This is a genomic window from Burkholderia sp. Tr-20355, assembly GCF_017104685.1.
Classification (GTDB): domain Bacteria; phylum Pseudomonadota; class Gammaproteobacteria; order Burkholderiales; family Burkholderiaceae; genus Burkholderia; species Burkholderia seminalis.
Genome location: NZ_JAAGPK010000095.1, coordinates 1 through 12,688 on the forward strand (window position 1 = coordinate 1; position 12,688 = coordinate 12,688).

The window sequence follows — 12,688 nt, forward strand, 5'->3', positions numbered from 1 at the left end:
CCCAGTGCGCCCTTCGCGTGGTGCAGCGACGTCTTCTCCTGTTCGCTGACGACCGGCGCGCCGACGGCCGCGATCGTGCCGCGCGTGACACGCGCCCACACCGGCGTGTCGTGCAGCGAGGCGACGAGCCGCGTACTCCAGCCCGCGTCGGTCTCCACACGGCCGAACGGCCCGTCGATCGCGTTCGCGATCACGAGCGCGCCGGGCGCCAGATCGGGCGAGAGCCCGCCGGCCGTACCGAAGCTGACGATGCCCGCGCAACCGCGCGCGGTCGCGTCGGCCAGCGCGCGTTCGAGCCGGTCGGCCCGCGCGGCAAACACGGCCTCGACGCCGTCGCCGCGCGCGATGCGCGCCTCGAACGCCATCCCCGTCACCGCGATGACGGGCAATGCGCCGTTGTGTCGTGACACGCCCACGCGTTACATCCCGACCGTGACGCGCGTCGCGTTGTCGCGCTTCAGGTTGCGGTAGCGCGCGAGCGCCCACAGCGGGAAGAACTTGCGATAGCCGTGGTAGCGCAGGTAGAACACGCGCGGGAAACCCGTCGCCGTGAAGCGCGTCTCGTCCCACAGGCCTTCTTCGTTCTGCTGCGCGATCAGGTAGTCGACCCCGCGCGCAACGGCCGGGTGGTTCACTTCGCCGGCCGCCATCAGGCCGAGCAACGCCCAGGCCGTCTGCGACGCCGTGCTCGGCGCCTGCTCGAAGCCGCGGTAGTTCAGCTTGTAGCTGTCGCCGTCCTCGCCCCAGCCGCCGTCCTTGTTCTGGATCGACAGCAGCCACTGCGCGCCGCGCTTCATGCGCGGATCGTCCGGCGTCAGGCCGGCCGCGTTCAGCGAGCACAGGGCCGTCCACGTGCCGTACACGTAGTTCATCCCCCAGCGGCCGTACCAGCTGCCGTCCGGTTCCTGTTCCTTCAGCATGTAGTCGAGCGCGCGGCGGGCCGGCTCGCTGTTCAGCGGCGTCTCGCCGAGCTGCGACAGCATCGACAGGCAGCGGCCCGACACGTCGGCCGTCGGCGGATCGAGCAGCGCGCCATGATCGGAGAACGGGATGTTGTTCAGGTAGTACTGCGTGTTTTCCGGTTCGAACGCCCCCCAGCCGCCGTCGCTGCTCTGCATGCCGACGACCCATTCGCGCGCACGCGCCATCGAATCGCGATAGGTGTCCGACTGCTTGAGCTTCTGCGCGCGATCCATCGCCATCACGACCACGGCCGTATCGTCGACGTCCGGGTAGTGTGCGTTCGCGTACTGGAACGCCCAGCCGCCGGGCCGCACGTGCGGGCGGCGCGAGATCCAGTCGCCGCGCACGTCGAGGATCTGCAGCGGACGCAGCCATTCGAGGCCGCGCAGCACGGCTTCTTCCGCGCGCGCATCGCCCGTCTCGAGCAGCGCATGCGCGGCCAGCGACGTGTCCCACACCGGCGACAGGCACGGCTGGCAATACGCCTCGTCCTCGTGCACGACGAGCAGCTTCTCGACCGACTTGCGCGCGAGCGCGCGGTTCGGATGATCTTCCGCGTAGCCGAGCGCGTCGTACATCATCACCGCATTGGCCATCGCCGGATAAATCGCGCCGAGGCCGTCCTCGCCGTTCAGGCGCTCGTCGACGAACGACACGGCCTGACGGATCGCGCGTTCGCGCGTATAGCTCGGGAACAGGCCGTCGACCGCGCGCAGCGCATGGTCGACCACACGGAAGAACGCGAACCAGCCGGCGCTCTGGTGGCCCTGGCGCGGCAGCAGCCCGGCGTTGACGGGCGGATCGATGAACAGCTCGTCGATGCGCACGCCGCGCGGGTTCTTCGCGATCGGGCGCTTCGCGTTCAGCACGAGCAGCGGCACGATCACGGTACGCGCCCAGTACGACACCTTCGACAGGTGGAACGGGAACCACTGCGGCAGCAGCATGATCTCGACCGGCATCATCGGCACCGCGCGCCACGGAATCGCACCGTACAGCGCGAGCTGGATGCGCGTGAACACGTTCGACATCTCGGCGCCGCCCATCGCGTGGATCGCCTTGCGGGCGCGCTGCATGTGCTCGGCGTTCTCGTCGTCGCCGATCACCTTCAGCGCGAAGTACGCCTTCACGCTCGCGCTGATGTTCGGCGCGCCGTCGGTGAACAGCGGCCAGCCGCCGTCGGCCTGCTGGATCCGGCGCAGATAGTTGCCGATCTTCTGCTCGAGCGCGACGTTCGGCGTCTCGCCGAGATAGTGGACGAGCAGCACGTATTCGGCGGGAATCGTCGAATCGGCTTCGAGTTCGTAGACCCAGTGTCCGTCCGCTTGCTGCGCGGCCAGCAGCGCGTCGGTGGCACGCGCGACGGCCGCGTCGACGCCGGCCGGCACCGCGCCGGCGGACAGGGTAGCCATTTCGGTGAGATCGTTCATTGGTCCCTCTGTTTATTGCGTCTGGAGCACGTCCGCGGCCAGCTGGCCGGAACGGATCGCGCCCTCGATCGTGGCGGGCAGGCCGGTGGCAATCCAGTCACCCGCGAGCACGAGATTGGTCCAGCGCGTACGCACGGCCGGACGTTTCATTTCCTGCGACGGCACCGCCGCAAAACCCGCGCGCGGCTCGACGACGAGCTGCCACGCGGGGATGGTTTCAGGGTTCGCGCCGGTCACGCGCGCGACGTCTTCCCAGATGCGCCGCGCGAGCGTGTCGCGCGGCGTGTCGAGCCAGCGGCCCGCGTCGCGGATCGTCGCCGCAAGCTGGCCGCCGCCGGTGCGCACCGCATCGACGATGCCGTTCACGACGGCCGTCTGCAGCGGATGGCCGGCCGGAGACTCCACCGCGAAATACGCGGTCACGACCGCGCTAAACGTGTCGGGCGCGGTGAGTTCGGGCACCAGCGGCCGCGCGACCTCGGGCGGCACGGCCAGCACCACGGCGTCGCCCGGCGCGAGATCGACGCGCTCGCCGCCGACCGAAACCGCATCGACCGCATTGCCGTGCGCGCCGAATTCGAATGCGTCGAGCCGCGAATTCAGCCGGATCTGCGCGCCGCCGTGCTGCAGCATCCGCAGCGCCGGTTCGACGAATGCGCTGCCGAGCCCGTGGCGCGCGACGAGCGGGCGGCTGCCGGGGCCACCCGCGCCGAACGTGCCGCACAGTGCGGCGCGCGCCAGCTCGGCGCTTGCGTGGCGCGGCTCGACGTTCAGCACACCGAGGAAATACGGCCGCAGCCAACGGTCCCACAGCACGCCGTCGCATCGCATCGTCTGGGCGAGCGAGCGGCCCGTGCGCGCGAACGCGAGCGGCGCGAGCGCGAGGTAGTCGAGCGGCGTCGTGCCCGGCGCGCGCGACGCGGCGTCGAACAGCCACGACGGCCAGCGCCCGTCGCCGAAGCGCAGCGTCCAGCGCTGCCGCGATGCGACGTCGACGACCGGACATTCAGGCAGCGCGGGCCCCGCGAGCTGATCGGCCGCGCCGATCGCGCGCAGGTAGCGCTGCGTCGCGGGCTGTCCCGCGAAGACCGTGTGCAATCCGCTGTCGAGCGTCGCGTTCAGCGTCCCGTCGAACCACGAACGGCAGCGGCCGCCCGCGTGTGCGTGCGCGTCGTGCAGCACGATGCGCCGCCCGCGGCGTTGCAGCTCGACCGCGGCCGACAGGCCCGCGAGTCCGGCGCCGATCACGTGGACGGTTCTGGGCATCGACGCGATCGGCTCAGAACAGCGCGTAGCGCGCGGCGATCATCAGCATGCGCGCCTTCGGCTTGCGCAGCGGCGCGCGCGGCGCGGCAAAGCCGCGTGCGATCGCGGCTTCGAGAATGCAGCGATACGCGCCCGACATGATGCGCGGCGCCTTCACCTGTGCACGCGGGCAGGTATCCATCACCGCGTCGGCCTGGCGGAAGTGCTCGAGCGCGCGCTCGACGAGCGTCGCGCACACGCGCGGCAGCGCCGGATCGCGCACGATCGTCGCCGGGTCGGTGATCGCGATGCCTTCGCGCGCGAGCAGTTCGCGCGGCAGGTAGCAGCGGTTGATCGCCGCGTCGTCGTCGATGTCGCGCAGGATGTTCGTCAGTTGCAGCGCGCGGCCGAGGTGGTGCGACAGCTTGATCCCTTCGGTTTCCGGCATCCCGAAAATCCTCACCGACAGCCGGCCGGCGGCGCTCGCCACGCGATCGCAGAAGAGGTCGAGCGTCGGCTCGTCGGGCGCGCAGATATCCTCGACCGCATCCATCGCCATCCCGTCGATCATCGCGTGGAAATCGGCGCGCTGCAGGTTGAACGCGCGGATCTCGCGGTAGAGCGCGACCAGGTGGCGCGGCGGGCGGCCCGCGAAGCACGCGTCGATGTCCGCGCGCCAGCGGTCGAGGCCCGCGTTGCGCTCGGCGCGCGGCAGGTCGCTGTCGGCGATGTCGTCGACCGCGCGGCAGAACGCGTAGACCTGGAACATCGCGTCGCGCTGCACGGCCGGCAGGATGCGCATCGCCAGATAGAAGGAACTGCCCGATGTGACGGCAGCGGCGTCGGTTTCTTGTTCGTCCACGACGGAATGGGAAACGGCCAAGACGAGCTCCACGGAGACACCCACGCGGGGCGATTGAAGAAGCCATGCCCGGCTGGGATGGTCAGGGTGTCAAATGCGTGCGAGATATGCGAACGATCGACACAGACAGGCACAAATTACCGGCCGGAAGCCGGAATTGGGCGAAAGTATAGCAATCTTTGAAGTTCGATGGCGGACACGCGCCAAGCCCGGCGGGGCGCCGGAGGCCGCCGGCAGCCGGGCGCGGCCCGCCCCGGCGGGACCGGGCGCCGGCGGCGGGTCAGCCGTAAACGATGTCGCGCTGCAGATCGAGCGCGATGAGCCCCATTTCACGCGTGAGCTGCAGCATCGAGCGGCGTTCGAGGCGCGAGCCCATGAAGCTCGTCACGCCGCCGTCGGGCTCCGCGGTGAACTGGAACACCGCACCGCCGGTGCCGAACCATGCGCCCGGCACGTCCGGCGATTCCTGCCAGTCGATCTGCTCGAACACGCGCGCGATACCCGCGCGCACCACGTCGCCCGGGCCGATCGGCGGCGCGATGTCGCCCAGGTCGTCGAGCGAATAGGGGCCGGGCTTGTCAGGCTTCCGGTAGAAAAGATAGTCGACGTTCATGGGGCGCAATCGCAAGTAAAGCGACAAAGTAGCGTGCTTCGGCACAAATGCCTATCGGATCCGGACGAAATGTGGCCTGCACGAGACAAAGGGGACGGATCGAGGCCCGTCACGCGATCGCCCTGCGCGTTCGCGTCTGGATGACGGCCGGTTCGTCTAAGATGACACCTTTCTCGAAAAAATACGGACATCATGGAGACGAACGATACCGCCACCCCGCCGTCCGGCCATCCCGTTTTCGTGCTCGTGCACGGCGCCTGGCACGGCGCCTGGTGTTACGCACACGTCGCGGCGGCGCTGGCCGCGCGCGGCTATCTGTCGATCGCGCGCGACCTGCCCGCGCACGGCATCAATGCCCGCTTTCCCGCGTCGTATCTCGAACGGCCGCTCGACAAGGATGCGTTCGGCGCCGAACCGTCGCCGGTCGCGAACACGACGCTCGACGATTATGCGACACAGGTGATGCAGGCCGTCGACGACGCCTACGCGCTCGGCCGCGGCAAGGTCGTGCTGATCGGCCACAGCATGGGCGGCCTCGCGATCACGGCGGCCGCCGAGCGCGCGCCGGAGAAGATCGCGAAGATCGTCTATCTCGCGGCCTTCATGCCGGGATCGGGCGTGCCGGGCCTCGACTACGTGCGCGCGCCGGAGAACAAGGGCGAGATGCTCGGCCCGCTGATGCTCGCAAGCCCGCGCGTGGCCGGCGCGCTGCGCATCGATCCGCGCAGCGGCGACGCCGCGTATCGCGACACCATGAAACGCGCGCTCTATGAAGACGTGTCGCAGGCCGACTTCGACGCCGTCGCGAACCTGATGACCTGCGACGTGCCGGCCGCGCCGTTCGCGACCGCGATCCCGACCACCGCCGCGCGCTGGGGTGCGATCGACCGCCACTACATCAAGTGTCTCGAGGATCGCGTGATCCTGCCCGCGCTGCAGCAGCGCTTCATTGACGAAGCCGACACGCTCGCGCCCGGCAATCCCACCCACGTGCACCAGCTCGACAGCAGCCACTCGCCGTTCGTGTCGCAACCGGCCGTGCTGGCCGGCGTGCTCGCCGACATCGCGAAAAGCTGAGCCAGGGGCGGGCGCGGTCTATGCGTAGGCAACCGAACGATCGCGCCCGAGCCGCTTCGCGCGATAGAGCGCGGCGTCGGCCTCGCTGACGAGCACGTCGCTGGTCGGCGCGCCGTTCCTCGCGCATGCGCCGCCGACGCTCGCCGTCACCGGCACGCTGACGCCCTCGGCATCGACCGGCATGCTGCCGATCGCGTCGCGCACCTTGTCGGCCACCCGCATCGCCTCGTCGAGATTCGTGCACGGCAGCAGCAGCGCGAATTCCTCGCCGCCGAAGCGGCCGAACGTATCCTGTCCGCGCACGATCGACGCGACGCGGCGCGCCGTCTCGCGCAGCACGGCGTCGCCCGCCGCATGCCCGAAGCGGTCGTTGATCGTCTTGAAATGGTCGAGATCGAACAGCAGCACCGACAGGTCGCCGCCGTAGCGCTGCCAGCGCGCGAATTCGTCGCCGAGCCGCGCCTCGAAGAAACGCCGGTTCGCGATGCCGGTCAGCCCGTCGCGATTCGCGTGTTCGCGCAGCTTCGCGACGGCTTCCTCGCGCTCGCGCTGCATCACGCTCACATGCGTGACGTCGGAAATCGTCACGCACACGGCCTCGACGTCGCGGCCGCGCGTGAGCGGCATGAACGTGCAGTCCTGCTGCATGTAGTCGACCCCGCCGGTGATCGGGCGGTCATGCTCGAAGCGGAACAGGTAGGGCCGCTGCTCCCACGAACTGAATGCGAAGCTGCCGAGCTGGAACACGCTTTCGAGCTTGCGCGACAGCCACGCGCGCGGCAGGTCCGGAAAGCAGTCGAACAGGTTGCGGCCGATCACGTCGGCCGCCGCAATGCCGCTGTGATCCTGCATGAAGCGGTTCCACATCAGCACGGTCATCGAGCGGTCGAGCACGAACAGGCCGAAGCCGACCCGCTCGATCACGAGGTCGCTCAGCGACGGAGCGGCGGCCGTCATAGCGCGGAGAGCAACGCGTCGAGCGCGTCGCCCATCAGCCGGATCGAATCCTCGGCCATCAGCATCACGAAGTGCGCGCGGAACGTGTGGTCCTCGAGCCCGAAGTTCACCTCGAGCAGCAGCGCGACGCTCCACGCGAGCATGTTCGGCTCGAACACGTCGTCGAACGATACGTTCGCGCCGAGCAGCCCCGGCGGGAAGAACACGGGCTTGCGGCCGAGCTCGTCGAGGATCGACGCGACGCACGCGCCCATCAGCACGTTCGCGACGTCGAACACGAGTTCGTCCGGGCTCGCCATCCCGCCGTAGACACCATCGCCGAACGTGCGGTCGACGACCGACGTGAGCCGCGCGACGCTCGCGCTGCGGCACAGTACGATCGCCTCGCCCTTGATGTCGGAACGGAAGCCCTGGCGCACGGCGGTCACGTTGTCGTGAATGCCCGTCATCTCGCGCAGCGCATTGCCTGCGTCGGCCGCTTTCACGACGCGCACGCGCGGCACCGACAATTCGATGAAGCGCCCGAGCAACAACGCAAGCCGCGCGGCGGCGCGGCCCATTGCCAGGTTGGCGATCTCCTGCAACGCGTCGCGTTGCTCCGCCGTGAACACCGATTCAGGCATACAACCCATACTCCTTGAGAATGGGCAGCAATGCCTCCGACGTCACGGGCTTGGCAACGAATGCGATCGCGCCCAATTCACGCACGCGTGCTTGCGCCTGCGGCTGGATATCGGCGGATACCACGATCACGAACGTGTTCAGATCTTCGTGGCGCAGTGTCTCGAGGACCTGATATCCGCTCATGTCGGGCATCGTCAGGTCCAGAAACATCACGGAAGCTTTGCCGTCACGATAAAGCGCCAAGGCCTCGCGACCATTCGCGGCATACGCGACTTCAACGTCCCAGTCTCCCGGCAGCGCCTTTGTCAGAAGTTTGCGAGCGAGCAGCGAATCGTCGGCAATTACAATCGGCAAAGGCATGGGGCGATGCGGTATACGGAATGGTCTCTCTCGCGTTAACGACCGCGCGGCGCACTTCTTTAGGGGGCCATGCGTTCGGGCGCGGGGCAACCGCCTTGCGGCCGTGCGCGGGTATCGCGACGCGGGTGCGCGCGATGCCCGCGCGGCGGTCGCCGGCGGGCGCATCTATCTGTCATAGGGAAAGCAAGGCGCGATTCTCGGAGTAAACCGGAGGCGATGCAACTCGCCATTTTCACCATTTCGAACAGAATTGGTCCGATCGCCCGTCATTCCGAAAACAGCCGCGATCATTTTCGAGATAAGCACGCAAAATTTTTCCTTGTGTACGTTTGCGCTGCCGGATTCGTCGCGTTTTCAATCTGACAATCTCCCCCTGTCGGAATCGACAGGATCGCGGCGCGGCGGGGCTGCGCGGCCGGCCGCCGCAACTCGTTTATGATGGCAGGCACCTCCGCTTCGCCCGCCTCTTCGATGACGTCCGACCGGCCCGCCGACTCCCACGCTCCCGCCTCCCCGCCCGCCGATGACTGGCAGGACGACGGCGGCTACGCGTCCGGCGCACCCGAACACGATTTCGCGGTCCGCCGCGTGACGCTGATCGTGCTGCTGGTCGCGGCGATCGTGCTGCCGTGCATCTACGTGGTGGTGATGGCGTACAACGACCTGAAGACGCGCGAGGCCGCCGCGAGCGACGTGACGATGCGCACCGTGCGGGTCGCCGAGGAACACGCGCTCAAGGTGTTCGACCTGAGCGAGACGCTCGACGCGCGCATCGTCGACCTCGTGCAGGACATGGACGACGCCACCGTGCGCGACAAGGAGTCCGACATCCACGAAGCGCTGAACACGATCGGCGGCGGCTATCCGCAGGTGGCCGCCGTGTCGATCTTCGGCGCGAGCGGGATGCTGCTCGCCAACAGCCTCTACTACCCGGCGCCGTACGCGTCGATCGCGAACCGCGACGACTTCGCGGGCATCCGCGACGGCAAGGTCATCGAACACATCTCGCGGCTGATGATGGGTCCGCTCAAGCTCGAGAACATTCCGGTGTTCAACACGGGCGTCGCGCGCCGTCATAGCGACGGTTCGTTCGCCGGGATGGTGTCGATCGCGCTGAAGTCGTCGTATTTCAATGCGTTCTATCGCGACCTGCTCGGCGGCGCGAGCACGCCGATGACGATGGCGCTCGCACGCTCGGACGGCGCCGTGATCGCATCGTATCCGCCGCCGCCGTCGCTCGCGCACACCGATCGCTCGGTCACGTTCGGCGACACGCGCAACGATCCGCGCGCGGGCGTCGTGCGCGTGCGCCACGATGGCGCGAGCAGCGAGATCGTCGCGTACCGCCAGGTCGGCAGCTATCCCGTGTACGTGACGTGCGCGTACCGCACGTCGGCGATCTGGCATGAATGGTACGAACACCTGAGCGTGCTGTTCATCTCGATGTTCGCACCGTCGATCGCGCTGTGGTCGGTGATCTGGCTGTCGCTCAAGCGGTTGAAGGCGGAAGAGGAGGCATGGGATCGCTGGCAGGCCGAAGCATCGATGCGGCGTTCGATCGAGTCGGCATACCGGCAGTCGCGCAAGATGCAGGCGCTCGGCAACCTCGTGGGCAGCGTCGCGCACGACTTCAACAACCTGCTGATGATCATCTCGAGCAACGTGCAGATCGCGCGGCGGCGCGGTGTCCAGCATCTCGACAAGGAACTCGGCGCGATCGAGCGCGCGCTGAAGAACGGGCAATCGCTCACGCGCCAGCTGCTCGGCGTCGCGCGCAAGCAGCCGCTGCACAACGAGACGATCGACGTCGGCCAATGGCTCGGCACGTGCCGCGAACTGCTGAAGACGTCGCTCGGTTCGAAGTCGTCGCTGGTCGTCGCGATCGAGCCCGGCGTCTGGCCGATCCGTGTCGACGTCGCGGAACTCGAGCTCGCGGTGATCAACCTCGCCGTCAACGCACGCGACGCCATGGCGGCCGGCGGGCGCTTCACGGTCGGCGCGCGCAACGTGACGCTGCGTCGCGAGGACGGCTTCCCGCTGACCGGCGACTTCGTGCAGATCTCGCTCGACGATACGGGTTCGGGCATGGCGCCCGACGTGCTCGCGCGCGCCTTCGAGCCGCTGTTCACGACCAAGGCGCCGGGGATGGGGACGGGGCTCGGCCTGCCGCAGGTGTTCGCGTTCTGCGAGCGCTCGGGCGGCCTGGCGACGATCGACAGCGCGGTCGGCGCCGGCACGTCGGTGCGCCTCTACCTGCCGCGCGCACGCGCCGAGGACGTCGTCGCGCGGCCGCAGGCCGTCGCGCACGATGCCGGTTCGGGCACGCTCGCCGGCCTGCACGTGCTGCTCGTCGAGGACAACAGCGAGGTCGCGGCCGGCACGGAAGCGCTGCTGTCGCTGCTCGGGCACCGCGTGACCTATGCGCCCACCGCCGACGACGCGTTGCGCCTGATCGAAGGCGCGGCCGCGAACGACGCGTTCGACCTCGTGATTTCGGATATCCACATGCCGGGCCGCCTGAACGGCATCGACCTCGCGGAAGCGGTCGACAAGCGGCCGGGGAAGTTGCCCGTGATTCTCGTCACGGGTTATGCGGAGGAACTCGACCGCACGCGCACCGTCAACGTCCGCGTGCTGTCGAAGCCGTTCGACATCGCGCTGCTCGACGAAATCCTGCTGGGCATCCGCGAGGCGCGCGACGCACGGCACGCCGGCGCGTGACCCGCTGCATGCGGGCCGGCGCCGGCGGCGGGGCGGGCGTGACGCTCAGGCCGATTTCAGCAGGCGCACCCAGCCCGCGTAGCGATCGACGAAGCCCTGCAGGAACTTGCGGGTGTCCTCGCTGACGATCTGGCCTTGATCGTCGATACGAGCGGGATCGTGCTTGATGAACATCTCGGGCTGACCGAGCGTCTTCACGTCGAGGTACGCGAGCACGTTGCGCAGGTGCTGCTGCGCGAGCGCGGTGCCCGCGGCGCCCGGCGACGTGCCGAGCACCGCACCCGGCTTGCCCGACCACGAGTTGGAACCCCACGGGCGCGAGCCCCAGTCGAGCGCATTCTTCAGCACGCCGGGAATCGACCGGTTGTATTCGGGCGTGACGAACAGCAGCGCGTCGGCGGCTTCGATCGACTGCTTGAAGCGCTTGGCGACGTCCGGGAAATCCGCGTCGTAGTCCTGGCTGTACAGCGGCAGTTCGCCGATCTCGACGAACTCGAACGAAAAATCGGCGGGGGCGAGCGAGATCACGGCGTGCGCGAGCGCACGGTTCGTCGAAGTACGGCGCAGGCTGCCGACGACGACCGCAACACGATAGGACATGGCATTCTCCTTCCGGTGAGTGAGGAATCGGATCGATTGCTTCCGAATGGGCGACAAAGGTCTGTTTATAGGCAAGCCAGCCCGCGAGCCGTCCCACGGGGCCGTCCGGCCGACTTTCCACAAGGTTTTCCACAGAAATTGTGGATAACTCGACCGTTATGTTCCGACGTTACAGATTGCCCGCCGCGCGACGCCGTCGACGCGCGAGCCGGGGTTCGGCAAGCATAGCGCAGCCGGCAGGCCGGTTTCGTGAAATCGTGACCGAACATGCGTTGCGGGCAAGCGGCGCGCCCAGTAAGCTGCTCGCACCGCGATGCGCGCGCTCTGTCGCGCAGGCGCGACCGTTTCGACACACTGCAACCCAGACATGCCGTCCGCCTACGACGATCCCGTTTATCTCGCACAACTGCGGCGCGACCTGCTGCGCTTCGCGCGACTCCAGCTCCGCGATGCCGACGCGGCCGAAGACGCCGTGCAGGAGGCACTGACCGCCGCGTGGTCGCACGCGGGCGATTTCGCCGGGCTGTCGGCTCACAAGACGTGGGTGTTCGGTATCCTGCGCAACAAGCTGATCGACGTGCTGCGCGCGCGGCAGCGGACGGTCAACCTGTCCGCGCTCGACGCCGAACTCGACGGCGAATCGGTGCTCGACCGCGAACTGTTCAAGGAAAACGGGCACTGGGCCGCGCATGCGAAGCCGCGACCGTGGCCGAAGCCCGAGACGCTGTTGCAGCAGCAGCAGTTCTGGACGCTGTTCCAGGCCTGTCTCGACCACCTTCCGGAACAGATCGGGCGCGTGTTCATGATGCGGGAGTTCCTCGACGTCGAGATCACGGACATCTGCAGCGAATTGACGCTGACGACGAATCATTGCAGCGTGCTGCTGTATCGGGCGCGCACGCGCCTGCGAACCTGCCTGAGCGAAAAAGGGATGACGACCGAAGATGCTGCCGGGGAAATGTACTGACATCACGCGACTGCTGTCGGATGCGCTCGATCGGCATCTGACACTGCACGAGCGACTGCAGGTGCGCGTGCATCTGCCGACCTGCAGCGGATGCAGGGCCTATCGCGGACAGATTTCGCTGTTGCGGACGGCCGCGAAAGCGGCGGCGGGGCGGGCGCCGGACGATGACGGTGCGCCGTCCGGTGAACGCTAGGATCCGGTTCGTCGTGTTGCCGCCGTCGTTCGTCGCGTCGCGGGCGGCCGATGGCCCGGCGATCGCGTCGGCGTCG

Annotated in this window: 12 protein-coding genes and 1 pseudogene; 4 read left to right on the forward strand and 9 right to left on the reverse strand. The window is 68.2% G+C overall.

Annotated features, from left to right (window positions below; genetic code table 11):
• From G3N62_RS22175 to G3N62_RS22195, 5 genes and pseudogenes are all read right to left on the reverse strand, one after another.
• A pseudogene (locus G3N62_RS22175) lies at positions 1 to 416 on the reverse strand (hypothetical protein); the annotation flags it as partial.
• A gap of 3 nt (positions 417 to 419) precedes the next feature.
• On the reverse strand, positions 420 to 2,393 hold the full coding sequence (gene shc, locus G3N62_RS22180; RefSeq protein WP_069246030.1) for a squalene--hopene cyclase: 1,974 nt from the start codon (positions 2,391 to 2,393) through the stop codon (positions 420 to 422).
• 12 nt (positions 2,394 to 2,405) lie between these two features.
• On the reverse strand, positions 2,406 to 3,659 hold the full coding sequence (hpnE, locus tag G3N62_RS22185) for a hydroxysqualene dehydroxylase HpnE (RefSeq protein WP_059559269.1): 1,254 nt from the start codon (positions 3,657 to 3,659) through the stop codon (positions 2,406 to 2,408).
• A gap of 13 nt (positions 3,660 to 3,672) precedes the next feature.
• Positions 3,673 to 4,521, reverse strand: coding sequence for a presqualene diphosphate synthase HpnD (gene hpnD / locus G3N62_RS22190; protein WP_124670772.1), 849 nt, complete (start codon positions 4,519 to 4,521; stop codon positions 3,673 to 3,675).
• A 259-nt stretch (positions 4,522 to 4,780) separates the two neighbouring features.
• On the reverse strand, positions 4,781 to 5,113 hold the full coding sequence (locus tag G3N62_RS22195) for a hypothetical protein (RefSeq protein WP_034187561.1): 333 nt from the start codon (positions 5,111 to 5,113) through the stop codon (positions 4,781 to 4,783).
• Positions 5,114 to 5,305: 192 nt separating this feature from the next.
• Here G3N62_RS22195 and G3N62_RS22200 point away from each other — a divergent pair, with 192 nt between their 5' ends.
• A complete protein-coding gene (locus tag G3N62_RS22200; protein ID WP_124670773.1) occupies positions 5,306 to 6,190 on the forward strand; it encodes an alpha/beta fold hydrolase in 885 nt (294 codons plus the stop codon).
• Positions 6,191 to 6,208: 18 nt separating this feature from the next.
• Here G3N62_RS22200 and G3N62_RS22205 read toward each other — a convergent pair whose 3' ends face one another.
• The 3 genes from G3N62_RS22205 to G3N62_RS22215 are packed head-to-tail and all read right to left on the reverse strand — an operon-like array spanning position 6,209 to position 8,131.
• The gene (locus G3N62_RS22205; RefSeq protein WP_059559274.1) at positions 6,209 to 7,147 is read right to left on the reverse strand and encodes a diguanylate cyclase; all 939 of its coding nucleotides are present in this window, start codon (positions 7,145 to 7,147) and stop codon (positions 6,209 to 6,211) included.
• On the reverse strand, positions 7,144 to 7,770 hold the full coding sequence (locus G3N62_RS22210) for a chemotaxis protein CheC (protein WP_034187558.1): 627 nt from the start codon (positions 7,768 to 7,770) through the stop codon (positions 7,144 to 7,146). Before G3N62_RS22210 ends, G3N62_RS22205 begins: the two co-directional genes overlap by 4 nt.
• Positions 7,763 to 8,131: a response regulator gene (locus G3N62_RS22215; protein WP_034187557.1), complete on the reverse strand. Its 369-nt coding sequence runs from the start codon at positions 8,129 to 8,131 to the stop codon at positions 7,763 to 7,765. The genes G3N62_RS22210 and G3N62_RS22215 overlap by 8 nt, the downstream gene beginning before the upstream one ends.
• Positions 8,132 to 8,602: 471 nt before the next feature.
• Here G3N62_RS22215 and G3N62_RS22220 point away from each other — a divergent pair, with 471 nt between their 5' ends.
• Positions 8,603 to 10,852 carry a hybrid sensor histidine kinase/response regulator gene (locus G3N62_RS22220; RefSeq protein ID WP_034187556.1) on the forward strand — a complete coding sequence of 750 codons (2,250 nt, stop codon included), beginning with the start codon at positions 8,603 to 8,605 and terminating at the stop codon, positions 10,850 to 10,852.
• 45 nt (positions 10,853 to 10,897) lie between these two features.
• Here G3N62_RS22220 and G3N62_RS22225 read toward each other — a convergent pair whose 3' ends face one another.
• Positions 10,898 to 11,452 (reverse strand): NAD(P)H-dependent oxidoreductase, encoded by a 555-nt coding sequence (locus G3N62_RS22225; RefSeq protein WP_034187555.1) that lies wholly within the window; start codon positions 11,450 to 11,452, stop codon positions 10,898 to 10,900.
• 367 nt (positions 11,453 to 11,819) lie between these two features.
• Here G3N62_RS22225 and G3N62_RS22230 point away from each other — a divergent pair, with 367 nt between their 5' ends.
• The gene (locus G3N62_RS22230) at positions 11,820 to 12,419 is read left to right on the forward strand and encodes an RNA polymerase factor sigma-70 (protein WP_034187554.1); all 600 of its coding nucleotides are present in this window, start codon (positions 11,820 to 11,822) and stop codon (positions 12,417 to 12,419) included.
• A complete protein-coding gene (locus G3N62_RS22235) occupies positions 12,397 to 12,612 on the forward strand; it encodes a zf-HC2 domain-containing protein (protein WP_049036026.1) in 216 nt (71 codons plus the stop codon). The genes G3N62_RS22230 and G3N62_RS22235 overlap by 23 nt, the downstream gene beginning before the upstream one ends.
• Positions 12,613 to 12,688 lie beyond the last annotated feature (76 nt).

Bases quoted from the DNA above. Each gene is read 5' to 3' on its own strand.
- shc (WP_069246030.1), bottom strand. From the start codon at position 2,393: ATGAACGATCTCACCGAAATGGCTACCCTGTCCGCCGGCGCGGTGCCG.
- hpnE (WP_059559269.1), bottom strand. From the start codon at position 3,659: ATGCCCAGAACCGTCCACGTGATCGGCGCCGGACTCGCGGGCCTGTCG.
- G3N62_RS22195 (WP_034187561.1), bottom strand. From the start codon at position 5,113: ATGAACGTCGACTATCTTTTCTACCGGAAGCCTGACAAGCCCGGCCCC.
- G3N62_RS22200 (WP_124670773.1), top strand. From the start codon at position 5,306: ATGGAGACGAACGATACCGCCACCCCGCCGTCCGGCCATCCCGTTTTC.
- G3N62_RS22205 (WP_059559274.1), bottom strand. From the start codon at position 7,147: ATGACGGCCGCCGCTCCGTCGCTGAGCGACCTCGTGATCGAGCGGGTC.
- G3N62_RS22210 (WP_034187558.1), bottom strand. From the start codon at position 7,770: ATGCCTGAATCGGTGTTCACGGCGGAGCAACGCGACGCGTTGCAGGAG.
- G3N62_RS22215 (WP_034187557.1), bottom strand. From the start codon at position 8,131: ATGCCTTTGCCGATTGTAATTGCCGACGATTCGCTGCTCGCTCGCAAA.
- G3N62_RS22220 (WP_034187556.1), top strand. From the start codon at position 8,603: ATGACGTCCGACCGGCCCGCCGACTCCCACGCTCCCGCCTCCCCGCCC.
- G3N62_RS22225 (WP_034187555.1), bottom strand. From the start codon at position 11,452: ATGTCCTATCGTGTTGCGGTCGTCGTCGGCAGCCTGCGCCGTACTTCG.
- G3N62_RS22230 (WP_034187554.1), top strand. From the start codon at position 11,820: ATGCCGTCCGCCTACGACGATCCCGTTTATCTCGCACAACTGCGGCGC.
- G3N62_RS22235 (WP_049036026.1), top strand. From the start codon at position 12,397: ATGCTGCCGGGGAAATGTACTGACATCACGCGACTGCTGTCGGATGCG.